The organism is Massilia sp. AB1 (assembly GCF_018119385.1).
Lineage (GTDB): Bacteria > Pseudomonadota > Gammaproteobacteria > Burkholderiales > Burkholderiaceae_D > Telluria.
In genome coordinates this window covers 105749-130079 of sequence record NZ_JAGKSG010000006.1, presented here as the reverse complement: position 1 = coordinate 130079, position 24331 = coordinate 105749, and the positions used below count along the sequence as shown (strand labels likewise).

General features: G+C 67.5%; 25 protein-coding genes. 24 read left to right on the top strand and 1 reads right to left on the bottom strand.

Translation table 11 applies throughout. The features are described from left to right. Positions 1–16 precede the first annotated feature (16 nt). From J8847_RS05810 to J8847_RS05745, 14 genes are all read left to right on the top strand, one after another. Positions 17–2284, top strand: coding sequence for a nitric-oxide reductase large subunit (locus tag J8847_RS05810; RefSeq protein ID WP_211523734.1), 2268 nt, complete (start codon positions 17–19; stop codon positions 2282–2284). Positions 2285–2352: 68 nt separating this feature from the next. Further along, positions 2353–2616 carry a DUF2249 domain-containing protein gene (locus J8847_RS05805; RefSeq protein ID WP_211523733.1) on the top strand — a complete coding sequence of 88 codons (264 nt, stop codon included), beginning with the start codon at positions 2353–2355 and terminating at the stop codon, positions 2614–2616. Positions 2617–2626: 10 nt separating this feature from the next. Next, a complete protein-coding gene (locus tag J8847_RS05800) occupies positions 2627–3055 on the top strand; it encodes an Rrf2 family transcriptional regulator (RefSeq protein ID WP_211523732.1) in 429 nt (142 codons plus the stop codon). 9 nt (positions 3056–3064) lie between these two features. Continuing rightward, positions 3065–3313 (top strand): DUF2249 domain-containing protein, encoded by a 249-nt coding sequence (locus J8847_RS05795; protein ID WP_211523731.1) that lies wholly within the window; start codon positions 3065–3067, stop codon positions 3311–3313. Beyond that, positions 3298–4596 carry a permease gene (locus tag J8847_RS05790; RefSeq protein WP_211523730.1) on the top strand — a complete coding sequence of 433 codons (1299 nt, stop codon included), beginning with the start codon at positions 3298–3300 and terminating at the stop codon, positions 4594–4596. The genes J8847_RS05795 and J8847_RS05790 overlap by 16 nt, the downstream gene beginning before the upstream one ends. Next, positions 4593–5057 carry a chemotaxis protein CheW gene (locus J8847_RS05785; RefSeq protein WP_211523729.1) on the top strand — a complete coding sequence of 155 codons (465 nt, stop codon included), beginning with the start codon at positions 4593–4595 and terminating at the stop codon, positions 5055–5057. Before J8847_RS05790 ends, J8847_RS05785 begins: the two co-directional genes overlap by 4 nt. A 184-nt stretch (positions 5058–5241) precedes the next feature. After that, positions 5242–5919: a c-type cytochrome gene (locus tag J8847_RS05780; RefSeq protein WP_229512547.1), complete on the top strand. Its 678-nt coding sequence runs from the start codon at positions 5242–5244 to the stop codon at positions 5917–5919. After that, a complete protein-coding gene (locus J8847_RS05775) occupies positions 5916–7214 on the top strand; it encodes a c-type cytochrome (RefSeq protein WP_211523728.1) in 1299 nt (432 codons plus the stop codon). Before J8847_RS05780 ends, J8847_RS05775 begins: the two co-directional genes overlap by 4 nt. Before the next feature lie 18 nt (positions 7215–7232). Next, on the top strand, positions 7233–7406 hold the full coding sequence (locus J8847_RS05770; protein WP_211523727.1) for a hypothetical protein: 174 nt from the start codon (positions 7233–7235) through the stop codon (positions 7404–7406). Position 7407: 1 nt separating this feature from the next. Further along, on the top strand, positions 7408–7968 hold the full coding sequence (locus tag J8847_RS05765) for a cytochrome C oxidase subunit II (RefSeq protein WP_211523726.1): 561 nt from the start codon (positions 7408–7410) through the stop codon (positions 7966–7968). A 13-nt stretch (positions 7969–7981) separates the two neighbouring features. Next, on the top strand, positions 7982–9586 hold the full coding sequence (locus tag J8847_RS05760) for a cbb3-type cytochrome c oxidase subunit I (protein ID WP_373999840.1): 1605 nt from the start codon (positions 7982–7984) through the stop codon (positions 9584–9586). Beyond that, on the top strand, positions 9583–10374 hold the full coding sequence (locus tag J8847_RS05755; RefSeq protein WP_211523724.1) for a c-type cytochrome: 792 nt from the start codon (positions 9583–9585) through the stop codon (positions 10372–10374). Before J8847_RS05760 ends, J8847_RS05755 begins: the two co-directional genes overlap by 4 nt. A gap of 315 nt (positions 10375–10689) precedes the next feature. Next, positions 10690–10941, top strand: coding sequence for a hypothetical protein (locus J8847_RS05750; RefSeq protein ID WP_211523723.1), 252 nt, complete (start codon positions 10690–10692; stop codon positions 10939–10941). Positions 10942–11071: 130 nt separating this feature from the next. Then, positions 11072–12316, top strand: a complete 1245-nt coding sequence (locus J8847_RS05745) for a hypothetical protein (RefSeq protein ID WP_211523722.1) — start codon at positions 11072–11074, stop codon at positions 12314–12316. Here J8847_RS05745 and J8847_RS05740 read toward each other — a convergent pair. After that, a complete protein-coding gene (locus J8847_RS05740) occupies positions 12313–12984 on the bottom strand; it encodes a hypothetical protein (protein WP_211523721.1) in 672 nt (223 codons plus the stop codon). The two genes, J8847_RS05745 and J8847_RS05740, sit on opposite strands and share 4 nt — an antisense overlap. 144 nt (positions 12985–13128) lie before the next feature. Here J8847_RS05740 and J8847_RS05735 point away from each other — a divergent pair, with 144 nt between their 5' ends. The 10 genes from J8847_RS05735 to J8847_RS05690 all read left to right on the top strand — a co-directional run bounded on the left by J8847_RS05735 (position 13129) and on the right by J8847_RS05690 (position 24329). Then, entirely contained in the window at positions 13129–13392 is a 264-nt protein-coding gene (locus tag J8847_RS05735; RefSeq protein WP_211523720.1) for a hypothetical protein, read from the top strand. A 151-nt stretch (positions 13393–13543) separates the two neighbouring features. Further along, entirely contained in the window at positions 13544–14014 is a 471-nt protein-coding gene (gene pedF, locus J8847_RS05730) for a cytochrome c-550 PedF (protein WP_211523719.1), read from the top strand. A gap of 23 nt (positions 14015–14037) precedes the next feature. Beyond that, positions 14038–14865 carry an ABC transporter substrate-binding protein gene (locus J8847_RS05725; RefSeq protein ID WP_229512545.1) on the top strand — a complete coding sequence of 276 codons (828 nt, stop codon included), beginning with the start codon at positions 14038–14040 and terminating at the stop codon, positions 14863–14865. Positions 14866–14944: 79 nt separating this feature from the next. After that, positions 14945–15889 (top strand): beta-propeller fold lactonase family protein, encoded by a 945-nt coding sequence (locus tag J8847_RS05720; protein ID WP_211523718.1) that lies wholly within the window; start codon positions 14945–14947, stop codon positions 15887–15889. Positions 15890–16088: 199 nt separating this feature from the next. Continuing rightward, entirely contained in the window at positions 16089–17609 is a 1521-nt protein-coding gene (gene adh / locus J8847_RS05715; protein ID WP_211523717.1) for an aldehyde dehydrogenase, read from the top strand. 53 nt (positions 17610–17662) lie between these two features. Then, the gene (locus J8847_RS05710; protein WP_211523716.1) at positions 17663–18049 is read left to right on the top strand and encodes a DUF779 domain-containing protein; all 387 of its coding nucleotides are present in this window, start codon (positions 17663–17665) and stop codon (positions 18047–18049) included. A 40-nt stretch (positions 18050–18089) separates the two neighbouring features. Next, complete coding sequence (locus tag J8847_RS05705) at positions 18090–19823, top strand: PQQ-dependent methanol/ethanol family dehydrogenase (protein ID WP_229512544.1); 1734 nt, start codon at positions 18090–18092, stop codon at positions 19821–19823. Positions 19824–20097: 274 nt separating this feature from the next. Next, positions 20098–21246: a porin gene (locus J8847_RS05700; RefSeq protein ID WP_211523715.1), complete on the top strand. Its 1149-nt coding sequence runs from the start codon at positions 20098–20100 to the stop codon at positions 21244–21246. 12 nt (positions 21247–21258) lie between these two features. Further along, positions 21259–23328 (top strand): 4Fe-4S binding protein, encoded by a 2070-nt coding sequence (locus tag J8847_RS05695; protein ID WP_211523714.1) that lies wholly within the window; start codon positions 21259–21261, stop codon positions 23326–23328. 14 nt (positions 23329–23342) lie between these two features. Next, complete coding sequence (locus J8847_RS05690; RefSeq protein ID WP_211523713.1) at positions 23343–24329, top strand: FAD:protein FMN transferase; 987 nt, start codon at positions 23343–23345, stop codon at positions 24327–24329. The last annotated feature ends 2 nt before the right edge of the window (positions 24330–24331 follow it).

Sequence of the window (24331 nt, the reverse complement as noted above, 5' to 3'; positions counted from 1 at the left end):
CTCACAAGGAATAGTCATGCAAGCCACAAGAAAACTATGGACATGGCTCGCCGTCATCTGCGTGATTTCCTTCTCCGTACTCGGCTGGGTCGGCAGGGAAATCTACTTGCAGGCGCCGCCGATACCGGTCACCGTCACCGATCCGCAGGGAGGCGTCCTGTATTCTGCCGGCCAGATCCAGCAGGGCCAGCAGGCCTGGCTGGCGGCCGGCGGCCAGCAGCTCGGCACCGTCTGGGGCCACGGCAGCTATGTCGCCCCGGACTGGTCGGCCGACTGGCTGCACCGCGAAGCCGAGGCGCTGCAGGATGCGCTGGCGCGGCGCGAATTCGGCGCCGGCTACGCGCGCCTGGATGCGGCGCGCCAGGGCCATGTCGACGCGCTGGTGCGCGCCGAGCTGCGCCGCAATACCTATGACGCGGCCAGCGGCACGCTCTCCCTGTCCGCCGTGCGCGCCGAGGCCGTGCGCGAAGTGGCGCGCCACTACGCCGGCCTGTTCGGCGACGAGGCCGGCCTGGACGGCCTGCGCGAGCAGTACGCGATGCGCCCCAACTCGCTGGCGGCGGAACAGGACCGCGCCGCGCTCACCGGCTTCTTCTTCTGGTCGGCCTGGGCCGCGGCCGCCGACCGCCCGGGCGAGACGGGCCTGAGCTACACCAGCAACTGGCCGCACGAGCCGCTGGCCGGGAACACCCCGACCGCCGGCGCCGGCATCTGGTCGATCGCGAGCGTGATCCTGATGATCGGCGCCATCGCCGCCATGGTCTTCTTCCATGGCATGCACAAGGACGAGGAAGATCCGCCGGCGCCGAAGAGCGATCCCCTGATCGACCTGAAGGCCACGCCCTCGATGCGCGCTACCCGCAAGTACTTCTTCGTGGTGGTCGGCCTGATCCTGGCCCAGGTGGGCATGGGCGTCATCACGGCACACTATGCGGTGGAGGGCAACAGCTTCTTCGGCATTCCGCTGGGCGACGTGCTTCCCTTTACCGTGAGCCGCACCATCCACACCCAGTTCGCGGTGCTGTGGATCGCCACCGCCTGGCTGGCCACCGGCCTGTACATCGCGCCGGCCATTTCCGGCCATGAGCCGAAGTACCAGAAACTGGGCGTCGACGTGCTGTTCTACGCGCTGCTGTTCATCGTGGCCGGCTCCACCGCCACCGGCTGGCTCGGCACCTTGCGCGGCGCCGGCAGCGAATTCTCCTTCTGGATCGGCAACCAGGGCCTGGAATTCACCAGCATGGGCCGGGTGTGGCAGGTGCTGCTGTTCGCCGGCCTGCTGTTCTGGGCCTTCCTGCTCGGGCGCGGCCTGTGGCCGGCCCTGCGCAAGCCGTCCGAGAGCCGCGGCCTGATCGCCATGGTCTTCCTGGCTGCCTTGTGCATCGGCGGCTTCTACGCCACCTCGCTGACCTGGGGCCGCGGGACCCATTACTCGATGGTCGAATACTGGCGCTGGTGGCTGGTGCACCTGTGGGTGGAGGGCTTCTTCGAGGTCTTCGCCACCGCCGTGATCGCGCTGCTGTTCACCCGCCTGGGCCTGATCCGCGCGGCCTCGGCCAACAGCGCCATCGTGCTCGAGACCATCGTGTTCCTGTTCGGGGGCATCCTCGGCACCCTGCATCACCTGTACTTTACCGGCACCCCGACCTCGGTGATCGCGATCGGTTCGATGTTCTCGGCGCTGGAAGTGGTGCCGCTGTCGCTGATCGGCCTCGAGGCCTGGCGCAACTACCAGCGCACCCGGGCCGCCGCCTGGGTCCGCAACTACAAGTGGGCGATCCTGTGCTTCATCGCGGTCGGCTTCTGGAACACCGTCGGCGCCGGCCTGCTCGGCTTCGCCATCAATACCCCGATCGCGCTGTACTACATGCAAGGCCTGAACATGACGGCCGCCCACGGTCATGCCGCCCTGTTCGGCGTCTACGGCATGCTGGGCATCGGCCTGATGCTGTTCTGCCTGCGCGGGCTGAGCGCGCGCGCCGCCTGGTCGGACGCGCTGCTGCGGCCCATGTTCTGGCTGCTGAACATCGGCCTGGCCATGATGGTGTTCCTGTCGCTGGTCCCGGCCGGCATCTACCAGGCGGTCGCCAGCATCAGCAAGGGCATGTGGTACGCCCGCTCGGCGCAGGTGATCCACTCGCCCTTCATGGAGAACATGGTGTGGCTGCGGGTCCCGGGCGACGTGGTGTTCGCCGTGGGCACCGTGTTCCTGGCGCTGTTCGTGCTGCGCCTGATGCGCGGCGGGCGCAGGCCGGTGGCGGAAGCGCTGCCGGTGCGGGCCTGATGTCCGCCTGATGTCTTACCCCGGCCGCGCCGCGGCCGGATTATCGAAATCATCGAAAGGAGTTTCCCATGTCGCACAATTGCTCTGAACCGAACGTCTCCAACCGTACCTGGGTGTTCGACGCGCGCGGCATCGCACGCCGCTTCCGCCATGCCGCGATCTTCGGCGCCCTGCGCGCGCTGCTCCCCGGCGAAACCATGCGCTTTTGTAACGACCACGATCCGCTGCCGCTGCTGGCGGAGCTGGGCGAACACTTCGGCGAACGCCTGAACGTCGTCTACCACCGCCGCTCGCCGGGCGACGTGGTGATCGACTTCGTGGTGCGCGCATGAGGAGCCGGCCGTGCGCCTGACGGAATTCACCGACCATGCCTTGCGCCTGCTGCTGTATCTGGGCCAGCACCGCGACCGCATCGTGACGGTCGACGAGATCGCGCGCCGCTACGGCATCTCGCGCAACCACCTGGCCAAGGTCGTCAACGAGCTCGGCGCCTGCGGCCTGATCGACACGCTGCGCGGCCGCAGCGGCGGCATGCGCCTGGCGCGGGACCCGCGACTGCTGCGCATGGGGGAGGTGGTCCGGCGCACGGAGCCCAATTTTCATATGGTCAAATGCTTCGCCGGCGAGGCGAGGGAATGTCCTTTCGACGCCGACTGCCGCCTGCGCGCATCGCTGGCGCGCGCCACCGCCGCCTACCTGCACGAACTCGACCGCGTGACCCTGGCCGACCTGCTGTCTCCCTGCCAGGACCTTGACCCGGCCCCGATCTGAGGAATCATCATGAGCACCCATTCGACCGCGACGATCCCGCTCGACGTCTCCGGCCTGCTGCCGCCCGAGCCGATGGAGCAAATACTGGAAGCGCTGGCGGCCATGGCGCCGCAGCAGCGTCTCCAGGTGCTGATCGACCGCGAGCCGCACCCGCTGTACAAGATCCTCGACCGCCATGGCTACGGCTACCGGACGAGCGTCCGGGCCGACCACCGGTTCGACCTCCTGATCCAGAAAATCCCATGCAACGATCCCTGACCTATACGGCGATGCCGCCGATCCAGGTGCCGCTTCCCTTCCTGCTGGCGGCGCCATGCTTCGCCCTGGCGGCGGCCCTGCTGCTGGCCTGGCAGGGCGAAACGGCGCTCGCCTCGCGCTGGACGCCCGTCACCCTGGCGATGACGCACCTGCTGACCCTGGGTTTCCTGACCATGACCATCGTCGGGGCGCTGTTCCAGCTGCTGCCGACGGTCGCCGGCGTCGGCATCCCGCTGGCGCGCCCGGTGGCCGCCTTGTCCTGGGGCGCGCTGGCACTGGGCACGCTGCTGCTGGCCGGCGCGCTGGGCCTGGGCCTGGGGCCCGCTGCCTACCAGGCGGCGGCAGGGGTGCTTGGCCTGGCCGGCTTCGTGGTCCTGGCCGCGGTCGGCACCGCGATCTCGCACAAGATCGCCCCGGTCGCCAGGCCGCTGGTGCGCGGCGTGCGCCTGGCCTCGGCGGGGCTGGCCGTCACCATCGGCCTGGGCGCTTCCCTGGCCCTGTACCTGAGCGGCATGGGGCCGCTCGACGCCCCGCTGCTGACCGACATCCATGCCTCCTGGGGCCTGGTCGGATGGGTGGTCGCGCTGACGGCGACGGTGTCCTTCCAGGTCATCCCGATGTTCCAGGGGACCCCGGCCTATCCGCGTTCGCTCGAATCCTGGCTGCCCGCCGCGCTGGTGGCGCTGGTGGCAGGGTGGAGCGCCGCGGCCCTGGCGGGCGTGGGCGCGCTGCGCCTGGCGGCGGAGGCCGGCGTGGCCCTGCTGCTGCTGCGCTATGCCGGCGCCACGCTCCTGTTCTTCCGCAAGCGCAAGCGGCCGGCGGACGTGGGCACGTATTACTGGGTCCTGGCGATGGGCAGCCTCGCGCTGGCGGCGCTGGTCCATTTCCTGCCGCTCGGCGCCGACCAGCGCCCGCTCCTGATCGGCATCCTCGTGATCGCCGGCTTCGGGATGTCGGCCGTGAACGGCATGCTGTACAAGATCGTGCCTTTCCTGGTCTGGTATCACCTGCAATCCGACGCGTCGCTGCCGCGGGAACGGGTGCCGGCGCTGAAGAACATCCTCGATGGAGAACGTGCGCTGAGGCAGTGGCGCTGGCATGTGGTGGCGCTTGGACTGCTGGCCGCGGCGCCGTTTGCACCCGCCGTGCTGGCGCGGCCCGCCGGACTGTTCCAGGCCCTGGCCATGCTGCTGCTGATCCGGGACCTCGGCGGCGCGGCCGGACAGTATCTGTCGCTGCGCAGGCGGCAGTCAGGGACCGTGGTACAGGGGCACGCGCTGTGACCGTTCCGCAAGCCTCGCGCGTGTATACGCCGGTCCGCTGCCTCAGGTTTGCGGCCCTGGGCGCCGACCTGGCGGCAGAAACCGTCCATATCAGCGGCGTGATCGGAATTTCAGCCATGCACGCCGTTACTCGTCACGAACCCGGTTACGTCATGTTGCACGAGGGAAGCCTGATTCCGCTGGTCGACTACCGCAGGCCCGAGTCTCGGCAATGCCCCATGGCGGGGGCGCCGGCCCTGGTCGCCATGGTCTATCGCAGGAAGTTTGCCCTCGTGGTCGACCGGATCGAGGGTGGGCTCGACGTCGAGTGCGCGGAAATCGCGCCCCCGTCCGATGCGCTGGCCTGCCGGTTTCCCTATCTGACCGGCCGCATCTCCCGGGCTGGGGCCGACATTTACCTGGTCGACGTGGAGCGTCTGCTCGGGCCAGCGATCGAAAAGCATCTCCTGAAACCCAGGTGAAGCAGCATGGGCGGAACGATGCTGGCCCAGCCAGCACGGCTAGCACGTCAACGAACCGTGCGTCAGGTCTGCCGTACCGATGGTACTTTTCGAACAACCTTGCCCATATGTAGAAACTGTCTGGAGTCTCCACATGGATTGGCGCCCGATTCTCGTCATCAGTTTGGTGATTGCCTTACCTGCCATGGCCCAGCCCCAGGCCGGCCCGGCCGGCGAGCGTATTCCAGACACGATGGAGGCGCGGGTTGCGGCCTGCATCGGCTGCCATGGCGCCGCCGGGCGGGGCGTCGACAACGTCTATTTTCCCCGCCTCGCCGGCAAGCCGACCGGCTACCTGTACAATCAGCTGGTGGCCTTCCGCGACGGCCGCCGCAAGTACGTGCCAATGAACTACCTGCTGGCCTATTTGCCCGACAGCTACCTGTACAAGATGGCGGAACACTTCGCCGCGCAGAACCCGCCGCCGCTGGCCCAGCCTCCCGTCAACGCCTCGCCGCAACTTCTGCGTGACGGCGAGCGCATCGTGACCCAGGGTGTGCCGGGCAAGCGCCTGCCGGCCTGCATCGCCTGCCACGGCGCCGACCTGGCCGGCCGCGAACCGGGCATTCCTGGCCTGCTCGGACTGCGCGCCGACTATGTCAGCGCCCAGCTCGGCGCCTGGCGCTACGGGGTGCGCACCGCGCTTGCCCCAGATTGCATGCAGGTGATCTCGTCCACGCTCAGCGAGCCGGAGGTGGCTGCCGTTGCGGCCTACCTTGCCTCGCGCCCGGTCACCAATGCCCGTCCTGCGAAGACGGCCCCGGCCGCGCTGCCGCTGCGCTGCGGGAGCCAGCACGCGAGCCAGGGAGGAGCGCCGAAATGAACCCGATCCGATTCTCTGCACGGACGGCCCGGTGGCTGGCGCCCGCGCTCCTGCTGGCGGCCATGCAGGCGCCCGCACCGGCGCAGCAAACGGCGCGGCCGGCCGCGCGGCCGGCAGGCAGTGCACAGCAGGCGCTGGTCGAACGCGGCAAGTATCTTGCCCAAGCGGGGGACTGCATCGCCTGTCACACTGTCCCTGGCGGCAAGATCTTCTCGGGCAACCGGCCGATGCCCACGCCCTTCGGCACGCTCTATGCCCCCAACATCACGCCCGACCCGCAGACCGGGATCGGCAAGTGGACCGCCGACGATTTCTTCAAGATGATGCGCACCGGCCGCTCGCGCAACGGCGAGCTGCTGTATCCGGCCATGCCCTTCGCGAGCTACACCAAGGTCACCCGCGCCGACAGCGACGCCATCTTTGCCTACCTGCGCTCTGTGCCGCCGGTGCGCCTGGCCTCTCGCCAGCATGACCTGCGCTTTCCCTACAATAACCGGGCGCTGCTGATCGGCTGGCGCACGCTGTACTTCCAGGAGGGCGAATACGTCCCCGACAAGACCAAGTCGGCCGAGTGGAACCGCGGCGCCTACCTGGTGCAGGGGCTGGGCCACTGCTCGATGTGCCATACCCCGATCAATGCGCTGGGCGGCTCCTCGCAGGAACGCGCCTTCCAGGGAGGCCTGATCCCGATGCAGAACTGGTATGCGCCCTCGCTCACCTCGAACAAGGAGGCAGGGCTGGGCACCTGGGAGATCCAGGACATCATCGACCTGCTGCAGAAAGGCGTGTCGAACCGCGGCACCGTCTACGGCCCGATGGCCGAGGTGACCTTCAACAGCCTGCAGTTCATGACGACGGAAGACGTGCGCGCCATGGCGGTCTACCTCAAGAGCCTGCCGGCCGACCAGCCGATGCAGAGCGACCCGGCGAACGCCCCGGCGCGCGCCAACCTCACCCAGCAGTTCACGCAGGGCAAGCGCGTCTACGACGCCCAGTGCGCCAGCTGCCACGGGGCCCAGGGTCGCGGAAAGCTGCCCCACTATCCGCCGCTGGCCGCCAACCAGTCGATCACGATGACCTCGGCCGTCAACCCGATCCGCATGGTGCTCAACGGCGGCTATCCGCCGGGCACCCGCCGTAATCCGATGCCCTACGGAATGCCGCCGTTCTTCCATTCACTGTCGGACGGGGAGATCGCCGCCGTCGTGACCTATATCCGCACCGCCTGGGGCAACCGCGGCGCGCCGGTGAGCGAACGTGAAGTCAACGAGCTGCGCTCGGCAACGGTTGAATGAGTCCATCGAGGAGAGTCCATGATCCTGGAACCGAGGGAAAGCGATGCCAGCTTCGACCAGCAGCGCGTCGACGCCGTGGTCGCACAGGGGCCGCGCGGCGCCTTTGCCGTGGCCGGCCTGGCGGTCGCCATCGTGATGGCGATGTGGGTGGCCTTCTATGTGCTGGTCTACCTGGCGCGGGGAGGGGACTGAGATGGCCCACGACGCCTCGCCCGGCGCAGCGGTCGCCCATGGCGCCGAGTCGCGCTGGGCCATCCTGGTCGGCGCCATCGTCCTGTTCCTGGTCGGGATGATGGCCTACATGAGCCTGCACTGGGCCGCCATGCCGCCGGTGCGCACCGAGACCATCGATCCCGGCACCCTGCACATCTCGGGCGAATTCATCGAGAGCAACCTGGGCTCCAGCGTCGAGCCCGACGGCACGGTCATGGTGCGCGTGCTGGCCAACCAGTATTCGTTCACCCCCTCCTGCCTGCTGGTGCCGAAGGACACGCCGGTCCACATCCGCGGCACGGCGGCCGACGTGGTGCACGGCTTCTCGATCAGCAAGAGCAACGTCAACGTCATGCTCCTGCCCGGCTATATCTCCAATTTCCGCACGAAGTTCGAACAGACCGGCGAGCACGTCATGCCCTGCCACGAATACTGCGGGGTGGGCCACGCCGCCATGTGGGCGAAGGTGAAGATCGTCGAGAAGGCCGAATTCATGCGCCTGGCCGCGAACGGAAGGAGGCTGAGCTGTGTTGGACAATGACACCAGGCGCCTCGTGCTGGCGCACTTCTGGATCGCCTTCATCGCCTTCTTCGTGGCGCTGCTGCTGGGCGAATGGCAGATGTACATCCGCAGCCCGCTGCGCGACTGGATCGGGAATCCCGAGCTGTACTACCGCGCGGTCACGGCCCATGGCTCGGCGATGGGCTACGTGTTCCCGACCCTGGTGGCGATGGGTTTCGGTTACGCCATCGTCGAACTGGCGCTCAAGCAGACCCTGGTCGGCAAACGCTGGGCCTGGATCGGATTCTTCCTGGTCGTGCTGGGCACGGTGACCGCCATGGTGCCGGTCTCGATGGGCCTGGCCACGGTGCTGTACACCTTCTACCCGCCCCTGATCGGCAATGCGTTCTACTACATCGGCGTGGTGCTGGTCGTGGTCGGCTCGTGGATCTGGGTGGCGCTGATGTCGTTCAACCTGTATGTCTGGAAAAAGGCGAATCCCGGCGCCGCCGTGCCGCTGCCGATGTTCGCCAACCTGGCCGGCGCCTACCTGTGGGCCTGGACTTCGCTGGGGGCGGCGATCGAGATCCTGTTCATGATCCTGCCGGTCGCGCTTGGCTTCAAGAACACCATCGATGCCGGCCTGGCCCGCGTGTTCTTTTCCTGGACCCTGCATGCGATCGTGTATTTCTGGCTAATGCCTGCCTACATCGCCTTCTATACGCTGGTGCCGCGCGCCATCGGCGGGCGCCTTTACAGCGACAAGATGGCGCGCATCTCTTTCGTGCTGTTCCTGGTGTTTTCGATGCCGATCGGCGTACACCACCTGTTCCAGGACCCGCAGGTGGGCTCGGGCATGAAGTTCCTGCATGCGGTCTTCACGGGCATGGTCTCGATCCCGACCTTCCTGACCATCTTTACCATCACCGCCTCGGTCGAGATCGCGGGACGCCTGCGCGGCGGGCGCGGTGCCTTCGGCTGGGTGAAGGCGCTGCCCTGGAAGAACCCGATGATGCTGGCGGTGGCCTTCTCCTTCATCCTGCTGGGCTTCGGCGGGGCGGGCGGCCTGATCAACATGAGCTACCAGCTCGACTTCGCCGTGCACAACACGCAGTGGATCACGGGGCACTTCCACCTGATCTTCGGCGGCGCCATCGTCATCATGTACTTTGCGCTGGCCTACGACTTGTGGCCCCACCTGACCGGCAAACAACTCGCCAGCGGCCGCCTCATGCGCACCCAGCTGTGGCTGTGGTTCGTCGGAATGATCGTGCTGACCTTCCCCTGGCACGTGGTCGGCGTGCTCGGCATGCCGCGCCGCATGGCCTACTTCGACTACAGCAATCCCGAGATCGCGCCCCAGGCCATTACGGTGATCATCACCTTCTTCGGCGGCCTGATCCTTGTCGTGTCCGGTCTGCTGTTCCTGCTGGTGCTGCTGGGCGGCCACCGCAGCGGGCGCATCGAGCTGCCCGAATTTCGCTTCAGCCAGGTGGCGCACAACGAAGGGCGGCTACCGGCCGCGCTGAACGGCTACGCGCTGTGGCTGGCGCTGATGATCGGCCTGTCGATCGTGAACTACGGCTACCCGATCAGCCAGCTGATGGCGCTCAAGCAGACCTCGGTGCCGGCCGTGCCGGTAGGGAGCCAGCCATGAGCGACGAAAGAATCTTTTCCCTGCGCAACCGCTGGTTTGCCGGGAGCGTGGGCGCGATCCTCGTGATCGCCTTGGTGGCCGCCTTCATCGGACTCGTCTGGCTGCCGAAGGCCCACGAGCGCAATGTCATGCAGAGCATGTGGGAGGCGATCTGCAGCGCCGTCGGAGCGCCGGCGCCTTTCCGGGCGGCCGGACTGCCGGCGGAACAACAAAAGTACCCGAGCAGCGTCATCGTCAACGCGCACATGATGGAGGTGGGCGAGGCGTCGGTTGGTAGGGGCGCGACCTTGGCGATGGCCTGCACCATGTGCCACGGCGCGCGCGGCACCAGTCCGGCCGGCACGCCCCACCTGGCCGGGCAGCCGGCCTCCGCCACGTACAAGCAGCTGCGCGATTTCCTTTCCGGCCACCGGCCGAGCGCCATCATGCAACCCCTGGTGGCCGAGCTGGACGACCAGGACATGCGCGACCTGTCCGCCTATTACGCCTCGCTCGAGCGCGAACGCATCGCCGACATCGCGCCCTCGGCCAGCGGAACGCCGCGGCTGGTGCGCAACGGCGATCCGATGCGCAGCGTCGGCGCCTGCTCGTCCTGTCACAGCCCGCATGCGGTGAGGCCGGCGACGCCGGTGCTCGAAGGGCTGTCCGAGGCCTATCTGAGCGACCAGATGCTCGCCTTCCGCGACGGACGCCGGGCCAACGACATCAATGGCCAGATGCGCAATGCCGTCCGCAACCTGAACGATGCGGAAATTGCGGAGCTGGCGCGGTACTATGCCGGACGCTAACATGCCAAGCACAGATTCGGTTTCGAATTCGTAACGCAAGCTCGCGCGGTGGGTCTTTCCTGTTTGCGGATCTTGCGCCAGATGCCTATTGCTAGAGCCTCAGTTCCTTGCTTGATGAAGACCAAGGTGAACGAACTCAAGAGGCGAAAATTGTGGTTCTCGCCTAAGTGTTTGAAATTGTTGAGTATAATACGCCCTGCAAAGCCGTCTAGACGGGTTCGACTCCCGTCCTCGCCTCCAGAATCAAGACAATCGCCGGCTCAAGCCGGCGATTGTCATTTCTGGCTTCACATTTGCTATTTTGCGAACATCACCATGTTTTACGGAATCAAGACAGTCAAGGAAGCGCTCGCGTTGATGCTGCGCGTCTGGCGCGAAGCTATCGTTTTCTTCCTTAGTATCGAGTTGTGGCTGATGGTCCTGGTGGCCGGCGCCACCGTCGGCGGGGTGTGGCTGGCGTTCACGGGCGATGTGCGCGGCATGCTGGCGCTTAGCCTGGCTGCCGCTTATCTGCTCGGGCGTGTGGTGCTGCACGCGAAGCGCATCCTTTCCTGGCCTTTCCTATAAGTCGCGGAGTGGGCCAGATCCTTCGCCGGCGACACGTGTAGTACTGGTCTGGATCAGGGGAATGGCGTCATAATGCTTGTCATTTCGGCCAATCGTATGGCCAGCATGCGTCCAACCAATGAGAGCCCCGATGTCAACCTCGAAGTTTTCCTTTAGACCGCTGTCGTTCGCGCTTCCGGCAGCGATCCTCGCCACGCTGGCCGGCTGTGCCGCCCAACCCGTCCCGCAGCCGCCGACGCAGATCGGGGTTGCCTCCTTTAACATGGCCTGGGCTGGTTCGCAGCAGGACTTCGACCGCCACGCCGCCGTCTGCCAGGCCGTCTCCTGGTGCGATACACGTCCCCGGCGCGAGCGGGGACAGGCGTCCGCCAGCGAAGAAGCCGTGCGCGCAGCGAAACAATGCGCCGCCGACACCGAGCGCCTGGCGGGAGGGCCCGCGCAGCTGGCCATGATGCCCCCATGCTCCGCCTACCAGGGCCGTGGCGCCTCGGCGCCGCTGGCCAGCAGCGACTACGCCGCCAAGCTGGCCGGCCTGCAGGCGACGATCAACAACCTGATCGCGACGCAGCAGGTGCGCGTGATCGCCTTCCAGGAAGTGCGCTCGGCCGAGGTCATCAAGCAGCTGCTCGGCCGCCACGCCGGGCGCTTCAGCGTGTGCGACGCGCCGCACGAGGGCTTCCAGACCGTGGCCTTCGCCTGGGACCGCAGCCTGGGCCAGGAGCCCGGGCGCTGCAGCGTGGAGACAGGCCTGGCGGTGAGCGACAATCCCGCTGATCCGGAAGCGCGCAAGGTGCGCCCGGGCCTGGCGCTCGAGCTGCAACTGCCGGGGCGCCGTATCAGCTTCCTGAATGTGCACCTGAAGTCCAGCTGCGCCAACATCGTGCCGACACCTATCTATCAGGCGCGCCTGCTCGACGATCGCGCCGGCGCCTGCCAGGTCCTGAACCGCCAGGTGGCGCCGCTGGAGCGCTGGCTCGACAAGGTCGCGCAGCGCAGCCCCGAGTTCGTCCTGCTGGGCGACTTCAACCGCCGCATCGACGAAGAGGCCGCCGCCGCGATCCGCCCCGAGCAGGTGCGCGCGGACGGAAGCAATCCGGCCGGCGTGCCGAAGCAGGATGCGGACGGCAAGGTGGCGACGCGCTACCTGTGGCAGGAGCTGGACGATGGCACCCGGTCCCTCAAGCAGGTGCCCTTGACGGGCGTCGACGCGAATTGCCGCGGCTTCTCGGGCCTGGACCATATCGTGCTCAGCGGCCCGCTCGCGGCGCTCCAGCCCGAGGGGCTCGGCTCGCGCAAAACGGCGGTAGTGCAGACGCCGGGACAGCGTATCGAGACCAGCGATCACTGCCCGCGCAGCGTCAATCTGGTGTTCTAGTCTGTGCGGAGCGCGCCGGATCCGGCATGTGCAGGCTGGCGCGCCACCCCATTCCTGACCGTCATCGTGGCGAGCCGCGGCTCGCGCACCTGGAAGGCCGCCATGTCTTGCGCGTACTCGTCGAGCACCTCGAGGGTCCTCCTCACCGGCGCATAGCCGTTGCCTTTTTCCGTCCACCAGGTCTGCATCTGCACGCGGCCCGCATAGGTCACTTCGCCTTCCACCACCTCGATCACGGTGTCGTCCTTCGGCCCCACGACCTGCTCGTTACCCGGCGTACCCACCGTTAAGGATCTCAGGTAGTACTTGCCCGGCTTGACCGGCTTGAGGAAGGCCGGGTAGCCGCGGTCGGTCCTGGCCGGCTGCTCCACGTTCACATAGCCTGCGAACGCCCCGCCGCCCCGAAGCACCCAGAACGGCGACCCGGCCGAACCCCGCACCGTGTCGAAGTAGACGATCGTGCTCCCGGCCGTCGACATGGCGGTCGGCTGGTCGTTGCTGTGCAGGCGGTTGGCCTGCACCACCATCGTCGCCACCAGGCCGTAGCCCGGCTTCATCAGCGGCACGTTCGCATCGCCGAGGCGGTGCGCCGGCCCCGTCTCGCAGGCGGTGAGGGCGAGCAGGGCGGCGGAGAGCAGTACTGGGCGTGCGGACAAGGGAAAACGCATGGAGGCTCCTCATGAGGTAGTCGGGCAAAGCTGCGCCATTGAAGTTGCAATTATGCAATAATCTTCAGCCGGAGAGGGCGTCCCGGCCCACATTATTGAGCATGCATAAGGCGTGCGGTCTGCCGTCCGCCAAAGGAAGAAACGATGAAATTCAAGGACTTGATCGTGAACAGGGCAGAACGCTTTTCGCTGGGCGTGGAAGAGGCATCGGGACGCTATTTCCTTTCCGTGCCGGTCCGTAACGATTTTGCCGAGTACGAGGAATACTACGCACTGACACCTGGCCAGTTCGAGCGCTTCCGGCAAGACCGCGCGGCGGCATCCGCTTTCGCATCGGCCTGCCGCCGGCGTGAACACGACGCGCTGTTGATGGTCCAGCCTGGCGGTTCGCGCGGCGTGGCCAACTAGCTTGCGCGCCGCCTGTCCCTGAACGTCGCACCGCCGGCTGGCACAACTGTTCCAAGCTGCAACAGCTTGGCATCCTCATCGCCGGGCCGGCCCATGGCACACCAATTGCTCCTGTTCGATTACCCAACTCGATAACCAGCAGGAGACAAGCATGAAGCACCCCATCCGCGTTTTCGCCGCCACACTCGCACTCGCCGCCGCCAGCACCCCCGCCTTCGTGCAGGCGCACGGCCCGGTCACGCCGCAAGCCGTCGACACCAAGGGCTTGCCCGACCTGGGCAAGCAGTGGCGCGACGAGAATCCCTACCGCGCCAATCCTCACGCGCTCAAGGTCGGCGCATCGGCCTATAACCAGAACTGCGCCCGCTGCCACGGCCTGGAAGCGGTATCGGGCGGCATCGCGCCGGACCTGCGCCAGCTGGACCGCGACTGCACCGGCATGAAGAACGCCGCCAAGAAGGCCGCCTGCTACAAGGAGATGGACAACTATTACCTCACCTCCGTGCGCAACGGGAAGGTGCGCAACGGCGCCGTGTACATGCCGCCCTTCGAAGGGGTGTTCAACCAGGAAGCGATGTGGGCCATCAAGACCTACCTCGAATCGCGCCGCGAGTCCAACTGATCCACCAACCGTAGAGGCCAAGCATGAGCAAGCGTTTGATGAGCCGGCGCCGCGCGCTGCTGGCATGCGCCGCCGCGGCATTCGCCGCCGCCGCCCCGGCACGCGCCGGCTGGGACAAGATCCGCGAAAGCGGCGCGCTGAAGGTGGCGGTCTACAACGAGTTCGCTCCCTTTTCCGACAAGGGAGCGGGGATTGACGTGGACCTGGCCCAGGCCCTGGCTGCGAAGCTGGGCCTGCGCCTGAGCCTGATGCCTTTCCCGGCGGACGAGGAGGTCGCGGACGACCTGCGCAACATGGTGTGGAAGGGCCATTATCTCGGCTACGGCCCGGCGGACGTCATGCTGCACGTGCCGGTCGACAGCCGGCTGATGGCCGACAACCCGCAGGTCAGGATCTTCGCACCCTATTATGTGGAGAGCCTGCGCCTGGCGCGCAGTGCGGCGGCGATCCCGCAGCTGCAGGGCGTCGATTCGCTGGCCGGCAAGCGCATCGGCGTCGAGAAGGTCTCGATCGCCGGCATGCTGATGCTGGGCGAGGCGCGCCTGCGCGAGCAGGTCCGCATCTATCCGACGGCGGGCGAGGCCCTGGCCGCGCTGAAGGCGGGTGCGCTCGACGCGGTGCTGGCCAAGCGCTCCGAGGTCGAAACGGCCCTGCGCGACGATCCGGCCTTTCCGGTCGAGGAGCTGGCTTTCCAGCGCATGCCGCGCAACGGATGGGCGGTCGGGATGGCGGTCCGCAAGGACAACGAGGACCTGGCGCGCCGCCTGCAGGCTGCCGTCAACGAGATGACCGCAAGCGGCGAACTGGCGGCCCTGTTCGAGAAGCATGGGGTGAAGGCCGTGCGCCCGTGACCGGCTTGCGCCGCAATGGCACGGCGCTTGCATTTGCCTCCGTACCGCGTCTCCCGGACGCTTCTACGAAAGGCCGATCATGTCTTCTCTTCGAGTTTGCCTGGCCCTGGCCGGCATCCTGTCCGGCGCTGCCGCCCTTGCCGCGCCGCTTGCCTACATCCCCAACGAAAAGTCCGCCACCCTCAGCGTGATCGACACGGCCACCGGCACGGTGGTGCGCGAAATCGCCGCCGGCAAGCGCCCGCGCGGCATCGCCGCCGATCCGCAAGGCCGCATCCTGTACGTCACCGACGCCGGCAGCAGCGCGCTGCTGGCGCTGGACGCCGCTGCCGGCACCACGCTCGCTACCATCGCCCTGGGGAAGTCGCCGGAAGGCGTCAGCGCGTCCAGCGACGGGCGCTTGCTGGCGGTGGCGGTCGAGGAGGGCAACAGCGTGGCCCTGATCGACGCGGCCAGCCGGCGCATCCTGGCCGAGATCCCAGTGGCGGGCAAGAACCCGGAACACGCCGTCTTCAGCCCCGACGGGCGCTGGCTGCTCGTCAGCGCCGAGGACGCGGAGCAGGTGGACGTGATCGATGTCGCGCAGCGCCGCCAGGCGGGTTCGGTCGCGGTCGGCCTGCGCCCGCGCGGCATCGGCTTCAGTCCCGACGGCAGCCGCGCCTATATCGCCTGCGAGCTGGCCAACGCGGTACACGTGGTCGACATGGCCGCCCGGCGCAGCCTGGCCGTGATCCCGGCCGGGAAGAACACGGCCGGCGTCGCCGTGCACCCCGGCGGCAGGCAGGTCTATGTCTCGAACGGCGCGGACGGCACCGTGATGGTGGTCGATGCCGTGCGCAACGCCGTCACCGCGACCATCCCGGTCGGCAAGCGGCCATGGAACATGGCGCTGACGCCGGACGGGGCGCGCCTCTACGTTGCCAACGGGCGCTCGGACAGCGTCTCGGTCATCGATACCGCCACGGGACGCCGCCTGGACGATATCGCCGTCGGACAGCTGCCCTGGGGAGTGCTGATCCGCTGAGCCTTCCCGCCGCTGTCACAGATTGCAACAGATGTACCAGAAAGGGGCGCGCCTTCTTCGGCGCCTGCTCGCCCGGCCGGGCTTCTCCCTGCGGGAGCGCGGCGAAAACGGGGCTGGCACGGCCCTTGCGAAAAGGAAGTCGTGGTCAACACAAGCCCGTTCCACCGACGGACAACTCAACACAGACATAGAGGATGACATGAATCTCGCGGACATCAACAAGCTGGGCGTCGCCAATCCCTTCAAGCAGCGCTACGACAATTTCATCGGCGGCCGCTTCGTCGCGCCGAGCAAGGGCGAGTACTTCGCCAATATCACCCCGATCACCGGCCAGCCCTTCTGCGAAGTCGCGCGCTCCACGGCTGAAGACGTGGAAGCCGCGCTGGACGCCGCCCATGCCGCCAGGGACGCCTGGGGCAAGACCTCGCCGGCCGAGCGCGCGCGCATCCTGAACAAGATCGCCGACCGCATGGAGGAAAACCTCAGCCTGCTGGCCACCGCCGAGACCATCGACAACGGCAAGCCGATCCGCGAGACGACGGCGGCCGACATCCCGCTGGCGATCGACCACTTCCGCTACTTCGCGGGCGCCATCCGCGCCCAGGAGGGCTCGATCGCCCCGATCGACCACGAGACCTACGCCTACCACTTCCACGAGCCGCTGGGCGTGGTCGGCCAGATCATCCCCTGGAACTTCCCCATCCTGATGGCGGTCTGGAAGCTGGCGCCCGCCCTGGCGGCCGGCAACTGCGTGGTGCTCAAACCCGCCGAGCAGACCCCGGCCTCGATCATGGTGCTGATGGAGCTGATCGGCGACCTGCTGCCGGCGGGTGTCATCAATGTCGTCAACGGTTTCGGCCTGGAAGCCGGCAAGCCGCTGGCCTCCAGCAAGCGTATCGCCAAGATCGCCTTCACCGGCGAGACCGGCACCGGCCGCCTGATCATGCAATACGCAGCGCAGAACCTGATTCCCGTCACCCTCGAGCTGGGCGGCAAGTCGCCCAACATCTTCTTCGAAGACATCATGGACGCCGACGATGCCTTCTTCGACAAGTGCCTGGAAGGCTTTGCCATGTTCGCGCTGAACCAGGGCGAGGTCTGCACCTGCCCCTCGCGCGTGCTGGTGCAGGAATCGATCTACGAGGCCTTCATCGAACGCGCGCTGGAACGCGTGGCCGCGATCAAGCAGGGCAATCCGCTCGACAGCGCGACCATGATCGGCGCCCAGGCCTCGCAGGAACAGCTGGAGAAGATCCTGTCCTACCTCGACATCGGCCGCCAGGAAGGCGCCCAGGTGCTGGCGGGCGGCGAGCGCCATGTGCAGCAGGGCGAACTGGCAGGCGGCTACTACGTGCGCCCGACCGTGTTCAAGGGCGATAACGCGATGCGCATCTTCCAGGAAGAGATCTTCGGGCCGGTGGTCTCGGTCACCACCTTCAAGGACGAGGAGGACGCGCTGCGCATCGCCAACGACACCCTGTACGGGCTCGGCGCCGGGCTGTGGACGCGCGATACGGCGCGCGCCTTCCGCGTCGGCCGCGCGATCCAGGCCGGCCGGGTGTGGACCAACTGCTACCACCTGTACCCGGCGCACGCGGCCTTCGGGGGCTACAAGCAGTCGGGCATCGGGCGCGAGAACCACAAGATGATGCTCGACCACTACCAGCAGACCAAGAACCTGCTGGTCAGCTACAGCCCCAACGCACTGGGCTTCTTCTGAGGCGTGAACCCGCGCCGGCATGGCGCCGGCGCGACCTGGACATAGGAGCAAGCATGAGCACCTCGATCGACCGCGTCTGCGCCACGCCCGCGGCGCTGGCCTTCATCGGCGAACTGCGCCGCCGCCATGGCCCGCTGATGTTTTTCCAGTCGGGCGGCTGCTGCGACGGCAGTGCGCCGATGTGCTACGCCTCCGGCGACTTCGGCTTGAGCGACACCGATGTCTATCTCGGCAACCTGGACGGCGCGCCTTTCTACATGGGCATCGAGCAGTTCGGCTACTGGGAGCACACCCAGCTGGTGATCGACGTGGTGGACGGGAACGGCGGCATGTTCTCGCTCGATAACGGGACCGGGCGCCGCTTCCTGACGCGCTCGCGGCTGTTCACCGACGAGGAATGCGCGCTGCTGCGCTTCCTGCCGGTGCAGCAGGGATTTTGAATGCAACGATAACAACAAGGAGACGATGATGAAGAACACCATGCTAGCCGTACTCACCGCCACGGCGGGCGTCCTCGGAACGGTGCAGGCCGTCGAGGTGACGAATGCGATGATCGACAACGATGCGAAGGACCAGAAGAGCGTGCTCTCCTTCGGCATGGGCACCAACGGCCAGCGCTATTCGACCCTCACGCAAATCAACACCGGCACCGTGAAGAACCTTGTGCCCGCCTGGTCGTTCTCGTTCGGCGGCGAGAAGCAGCGCGGACAGGAGTCGCAGCCGGTGATCCACAACGGGAAGATGTTCGTGACCGCGTCCTATTCGCGGATCTTCGCGATCGATCTCAAGACCGGCAACAAGCTGTGGAAATACGAGCACCGCCTGCCGGACGGGATCATGCCCTGCTGCGACGTGGTCAACCGCGGCGCCGCGCTGTTCGGCAACCTGGTCATCTTCGGCACCCTCGACGCGCAGCTGATCGCGCTCGACCAGGACACCGGCAAGATCGTGTGGAAGGAAAAGGTCGACGACTATGCCGCCGGCTATTCGATGACCGCGGCGCCCCTGATCGCCGAGGGCGTGCTGCTGACTGGCGTGTCGGGCGGCGAGTTCGGCGTGGTTGGCCGCGTCGAGGCGCGCAACCCCGCTACCGGGGAACTGCTGTGGGTGCGCCCGACGGTGGAAGGCCACATGGGCTACCGCTACGACAAGGACGGCAAGGAAATCGAGAACGGCGTGTCCGGCACGGTCAACAAGTCCTGGCCGGGCGAACTGTGGAAGACCGGCGGCGCCTCCACCTGGATGGGCGGCACCTACGACGCCACGACCAAGCTTGCCTACTTCGGCACCGGCAACCCGGCGCCGTGGAACAGCCACCTGCGCCCGGGCGACAACCTGTACTCCTCGTCCACCGTGGCGCTGGACGTCAAGACCGGCCAGATCAAGTGGGCCTACCAGAACACGCCCAACGATTCCTGGGACTTCGACGGCGCCAACGAGTTCGTCACTTTCGACATGAACGGCAAGCGCTACGGCGGCAAGGCCGACCGCAACGGCTTCTTCTACGTGATCGACGCCAGCAGCGGCAAGCTGCAGAACGCTTTCCCCTTCGTGCGCAAGATCACCTGGGCCAGCGGCATCGACCTCAAGACCGGCCGCCCGATCTACGTGGCGAGCAACCGCCCCAGCGACCCGACCAAGGGCGACGGCAAGAAGGGCTCCACGGTGTTCGCGGCGCCGGCCTTCCTGGGCGCGAAGAACCAGATGCCGATGGCCTACAGCCAGCAGACCGGCCTGTTCTACATCCCGGCCAACGAGTGGGGCATGGATATCTGGAACGAACCGATCTCCTACAAGAAGGGCGGCGCCTTCTTGGGCGCAGGCTTCACCATCAAGCCGCTGTTCGACGACTACATCGGCGCGCTGCGCGCGGTCGATCCGAAGAGCGGAAAGATCGTGTGGGAGGCGAAGAATACGGCGCCGCTGTGGGGCGGCGCGATGGCGACCGCGGGCGGACTGGTGTTCTACGGCACGCCGGAAGGCTTCCTCAAGGCCCTCGATGCGAAGACGGGCAAGGAACTGTGGAAGTTCCAGACCGGCTCCGGCGTGGTGGCGCCGCCCGTCACCTGGCAGGACGGCGATACGCAGTACGTGGCGGTGGTGTCCGGCTGGGGCGGGGCGGTGCCGCTGTGGGGCGGCGAGGTCGCGAAGAAGGTCAACTTCCTCGAGCAGGGCGGCTCGGTGTGGGTGTTCAAGCTGGCCGCGAAAGGGTAAATCTGTTTAACGGAAGGGCTGGGTGCATCGGGTCCGTGCACGCCTGCCATGTTTGCTGACGGTTTCGGCCGTCAGCTTTTTTTTTGCCGTTTCGGGCAGCCGCCCAGGCGACCCAGAACGGCGCAGCGAACAGTCCGACTGATCCGTACTGGGACAAGCGATCGCGCGCAACGCCCGATTCGACGGGCGAAACGCCCAGGCACGCTCCTTGCCATTTCCTTCATGTGCATCACCAGATGCCCACACCCACAAAAAACAATGCGAGGAGACACACATGAAGAAGATCTGCGTACTGACCGCGCTGTCGGCATGCATCCAGCCTGCACTGGCGGTCGACATCAAGGCCGGCGAATGGACCGTATCGGTCGGCGGCATCGTCAACGCCTACGCCACCGCGGTGGATTGCAAGGGCGATGCGGTCGGCGGCCTGGCGCTGGCCGGCCAGGGCCTCGGCTGCGGCGGCGAGGACAGCCGCACCACCATCGGCAACGGCCTGCTGCCCAACGCCCTGATCGCATCGGCGTCGTCTCAGCAGGGCCGTTTCGACGTGAAGGCACTGGTCGGCATCTACGCCGCCACCGCCACCGACAGCGCGATCGCGCAGAACAGTACGGTCGACGTGCGCCAGGCCTTTTTCACCTTCGGCCGCGCGGACCTGGGCACCTTCAAGCTGGGCCGCGACTACGGCATCTTCGGCAGCCATGCGATCCTTGGCGACATGACCCTGGTCGGCGCCGGCGCACCGGTGCAGGCGACCCAGCGCGGCCGCGTCGCGCTCGGCCACATCGGCGCGGGGTACAGCTATCTCGGCACCTACGGCCAGATCGCCTACACCACGCCCGCCAGCAGGGGCTTCACTGCCGACATCGCGGTCATGAGCCCAGTGGCCGATACGCCGGTGGTGGCCGGCTCCGCCTACTCGTCGACCTCGTCGCCGCAGTTCCAGGTCCAGCTCAAGATGAGCCAGGGCGGCTTCAAAGGCTGGATCGGCGCCAAGGCGCAGCGCTTCAACGGGATCGCGCCTGGTACGCCAGACCTGTCGATGCGCGGCGTCGAAGCGGGCGCGTCCTTCGATACCGGCGCGGCGGGGCTGCTGGTCAACGTTCAGAGCGGCAAGGGACTCGGCGTGCTGTCCGACGCGGACCAGGGCGAGGTGCGCACCACGCACTTCCTGGTACAGGGCACCTACAAGGCTACCGACAAGCTCAAGCTGGGCATCGGCTACGGCAAGAGCCGCAACAAGGATGCCGCGCCGGGCACCGGCGGGCTGCGCTCGAACGCGAACCTGACCGTCGGCGCCTACTACGCGCTCAACAGTGTCATCACCCTGGTCGCGGAAGCCGGGCAGACGCGCTCCGAAGCCTTCGCCGGCCAGGAAGCGCGCATGAATGGCGTGTCGTTGGGCGGCATCATCTTCTTCTGACGGGCGACTCCCATGCGCGCGTTCCGCTGTCTGTTGTTGCTGGCGCTGCTGCTTGACGGCGCGGCGCGTGCCGGCGTGCTCACCAGGGAAGAGGTGGCGCGGCGCTTTCCGGCGCCGATCGTGGTGGGCGTCAAGGCCAGCGAAGTGCCGGCCTGGCCGCTGTTCAAGCAGAACGGCACGGCGACGGAGCTGGTCGGCTATGTGTTCGAATCCATCGACCTGGCCCCGGTGCCCGGCTTCACCGGCGTGCCGCCCAACCTGCTGGTGGCGATCGACCCCAAGGGCCGCTTCATCGAGGTGGCGGTCCTGTCGCAGCACGAGCCGGTATTCATGGAGGGATTGGGAGAGGGGCCGCTGCACGAGTTCGTGGCGCAGTACGAAGGCGCCTCGCTGGGGCAGAACATCGATGTGGGCGGGCCGGGCGGAGCAGGGCGGGTGCGGCTCGACGGCGTGTCCAAGGCCACGGCGTCGGTGCGCATCGTCAACCAGAGCGTGCTGTCGGCCGCCTTGCAGGTGGCGCGCGCCAAGCTCGGCTTCGCGCAGGGACGCGATCCCGGCCAGGTCGCGCGCATCGACCCTGCGGTGTTCCGGCCCATGGACTTGCGCGCGCTGCGCGAGGCCGGCATGGTCGCGCACCTGCGCGTACTCAACCGCGACGCCGAGAAGCTGTTCGCGGGCAGCGGCGGGGAAGGCCTGGACCAGGAAACGCTGGCCCGGCCGGACGAGGTCTTCATTGATCTCTACCTGGCCTGGGCCTCAGTGCCCGCGGTCGGCCGCAACCTGCTCGATGCCGCCAGCTGGAAGCGGCTCCAGGGCAGGCTCGACAGCGGCGACCATGCGCTGCTGGTGATGAGCACGGGCCGCCATGGCATCCTGGCCGAGGATTTCGTGCGCGGCAGCGTGCCCCAGCGGATCGCGCTGCGCCAGGATGGCTGGCCGATCGAGATGCGCGACCTCGACCTCGACCTGAAGCTGCGGGAGCCGCTGCCAGGGGCGGACGTGCTGGCGCTGCGCGTCATCGGCCAGGCGGGGCTGGATGCGGCGCGGCAGCTCGACTTCAGCTTGCCGGTCACGCGCAACAAGGGCATCGTCTATCCGGAACGGATCACGCGCGAATTGCAGCTGGCGTACCGGTTGCCGGAACACCTGTATCACCCTAGGGAAGCGCCGTCCCCGGCCTGGCAAGCGAGCTGGCGCACCCGCTTGCCGGACCTGCTGGTGCTGGCGGCCGCGCTCGCGCTGCTGGCCGTCGCGCTGGCCCAGCCCGGCCGCCTTGCAAGAAATGGAAGCCGGTTCGCCTGGATGCGCGGTGCGTGGCTGCTGTTCACGGTCGCCTTCATCGGCTATCACGCCCAGGCCCAGCTCTCGATCGTCAACCTGACTGGGGTCCTGCAGGCGCTGCGCGCAGGGCGCGGCCTGGACTTCCTCCTGTTCGATCCCATGTCGCTGGCCTTGTGGGCCTTCGTGCTGGTGTCGCTGCTGCCGTGGGGACGCGGGACCTTTTGCGGCTGGCTGTGTCCCTTCGGCGCGCTGCAGGAACTCGCGGGCCACCTCGGCCGCGCGCTGCGCTTGCCGCAGCTTGCGGTGCGCCGCGTCCTCGACGCGCGCCTGCGGCGCATCAAGTATGTCGTACTGGCCGCGATCCTGGGCGCCGCCTGGTTCGCGCCGGCGCTGGCGGACGGGCTGGTGGAGATCGAGCCCTTCAAGACGGCGGTCACGCTGGCCTTCGACCGTGCCTGGCCCTTCGTCGCATGGGCGGCGGCGCTGCTGGCGCTGGCGATGGTCTCGACCAAGTTCTTTTGCCGCTACCTGTGCCCCTTGGGTGCGGCGCTGGCGCTGGCGGGGCGGGTGCGCGTGCTCGACTGGATCAGGCGCCGCGCGGAATGCGGCGCGCCTTGCCAGACCTGCCGCCACCGCTGCGGCTACGGCGCGATCCGGGCGGACGGAAAGATCGACTACGGCGAATGTTTCCAGTGCATGGACTGCGTGGCGATCATCGAGAGCGACAGCCTGTGCGCTCCGCGCATCCTCGACAAGAAGCGCGGCCGGACAGTGGCCATCCTGCAGGTGGCGGCAAAATGAGGGAGATGGCGGCGATGCACAGACGAAGCTTTATCGCGGCGGCGCTCGGGTCGGCGAGCGTCCTCGGAGACACCGCGCAGGCAAGGGCGCCGCGCACCCGGCTCCACACCGGCGCGGCGCTGGCCTTCGGCACCACGGTGGCCGTCACGGTCCGCCACGAGGATGAACGCGTGGCGCGGCGCGCGATCGATGCGGCGCTGGCGGCCGTCGGGCGGATCCAGCGCCTGATGAGCATCTATGATCCGGGCAGCGAGGTATTCCGCCTCAACCGCGACGGTGTGCTGGGCGCGCCGGCTCCCGAGCTGCTGGCGGTATTGCGCCATGCGCGCGACTTGTCGCAGCTGACCAATGGCGCCTTCGACATCACGGTGCAGCCCTTGTGGCAGGCCTGCCGGCAGGCGTTCGCCCAGGGGCGGCCGCCATCGCAGGCGGAGCGCGAGCGGGCCCGCGCGCTGGTGGGGTGGCGGCAAGTGGAGGCCAGCCCGGAGCGCGTGCAGCTGCGCAAGCGCGGCATGTGCATCACGCTCAATGGCCTGGCCCAGGGCTACGCCGCCGACCTGGCCCTGCGCGCGCTCAGGCAGCATGGCGTGGCGCATGCATTGCTCGACACCGGCGAGTTCGCGTCCGCCGGCGCGGCGCAGGACCGGCCGTGGGCGCTGGGCGTGCCCGATCCGCGCGCACCTGGCAGGCTGGCGGCGTCCTTCGCCCTGGACGGCCGCAGCGTGGCCACATCGGGCGACTACGAAGCCGCGTTCACGCGGGATTTCGTCCACCACCATATCTTCGATCCCGCCACCGGCAGTTCGCCGGCTGACCTGGCCAGCGTGACCGTGCTGGCGCCCACGGCGCTGGAGGCGGACGGACTGTCGACCGCCTTCATGGTGATGGGCGCCCGCTGCGCCCACAGCCTGGCGGCGCGCCTGGGCGGCGTGGATGTGCTGACCATCGACAAGCGTGGCCAGGCCTGGCGCTCGCCGGGTTTTCCTGAGTCTGTGAGATGAAA

Coding starts and splice junctions, on each gene's coding strand:
- J8847_RS05725 (WP_229512545.1), top strand. CDS start 14,038: ATGAGCAAGCGTTTGATGAGCCGGCGCCGCGCGCTGCTGGCATGCGCC.
- J8847_RS05810 (WP_211523734.1), top strand. CDS start 17: ATGCAAGCCACAAGAAAACTATGGACATGGCTCGCCGTCATCTGCGTG.
- J8847_RS05775 (WP_211523728.1), top strand. CDS start 5,916: ATGAACCCGATCCGATTCTCTGCACGGACGGCCCGGTGGCTGGCGCCC.
- J8847_RS05745 (WP_211523722.1), top strand. CDS start 11,072: ATGTCAACCTCGAAGTTTTCCTTTAGACCGCTGTCGTTCGCGCTTCCG.
- J8847_RS05695 (WP_211523714.1), top strand. CDS start 21,259: ATGCGCGCGTTCCGCTGTCTGTTGTTGCTGGCGCTGCTGCTTGACGGC.
- adh (WP_211523717.1), top strand. CDS start 16,089: ATGAATCTCGCGGACATCAACAAGCTGGGCGTCGCCAATCCCTTCAAG.
- J8847_RS05700 (WP_211523715.1), top strand. CDS start 20,098: ATGAAGAAGATCTGCGTACTGACCGCGCTGTCGGCATGCATCCAGCCT.
- J8847_RS05740 (WP_211523721.1), bottom strand. CDS start 12,984: ATGCGTTTTCCCTTGTCCGCACGCCCAGTACTGCTCTCCGCCGCCCTG.
- J8847_RS05710 (WP_211523716.1), top strand. CDS start 17,663: ATGAGCACCTCGATCGACCGCGTCTGCGCCACGCCCGCGGCGCTGGCC.
- J8847_RS05770 (WP_211523727.1), top strand. CDS start 7,233: ATGATCCTGGAACCGAGGGAAAGCGATGCCAGCTTCGACCAGCAGCGC.
- J8847_RS05720 (WP_211523718.1), top strand. CDS start 14,945: ATGTCTTCTCTTCGAGTTTGCCTGGCCCTGGCCGGCATCCTGTCCGGC.
- J8847_RS05790 (WP_211523730.1), top strand. CDS start 3,298: ATGCAACGATCCCTGACCTATACGGCGATGCCGCCGATCCAGGTGCCG.
- J8847_RS05750 (WP_211523723.1), top strand. CDS start 10,690: ATGTTTTACGGAATCAAGACAGTCAAGGAAGCGCTCGCGTTGATGCTG.
- J8847_RS05765 (WP_211523726.1), top strand. CDS start 7,408: ATGGCCCACGACGCCTCGCCCGGCGCAGCGGTCGCCCATGGCGCCGAG.
- J8847_RS05805 (WP_211523733.1), top strand. CDS start 2,353: ATGTCGCACAATTGCTCTGAACCGAACGTCTCCAACCGTACCTGGGTG.
- J8847_RS05735 (WP_211523720.1), top strand. CDS start 13,129: ATGAAATTCAAGGACTTGATCGTGAACAGGGCAGAACGCTTTTCGCTG.
- J8847_RS05690 (WP_211523713.1), top strand. CDS start 23,343: ATGCACAGACGAAGCTTTATCGCGGCGGCGCTCGGGTCGGCGAGCGTC.
- J8847_RS05780 (WP_229512547.1), top strand. CDS start 5,242: ATGGCCCAGCCCCAGGCCGGCCCGGCCGGCGAGCGTATTCCAGACACG.
- J8847_RS05795 (WP_211523731.1), top strand. CDS start 3,065: ATGAGCACCCATTCGACCGCGACGATCCCGCTCGACGTCTCCGGCCTG.
- J8847_RS05705 (WP_229512544.1), top strand. CDS start 18,090: ATGCTAGCCGTACTCACCGCCACGGCGGGCGTCCTCGGAACGGTGCAG.
- pedF (WP_211523719.1), top strand. CDS start 13,544: ATGAAGCACCCCATCCGCGTTTTCGCCGCCACACTCGCACTCGCCGCC.
- J8847_RS05755 (WP_211523724.1), top strand. CDS start 9,583: ATGAGCGACGAAAGAATCTTTTCCCTGCGCAACCGCTGGTTTGCCGGG.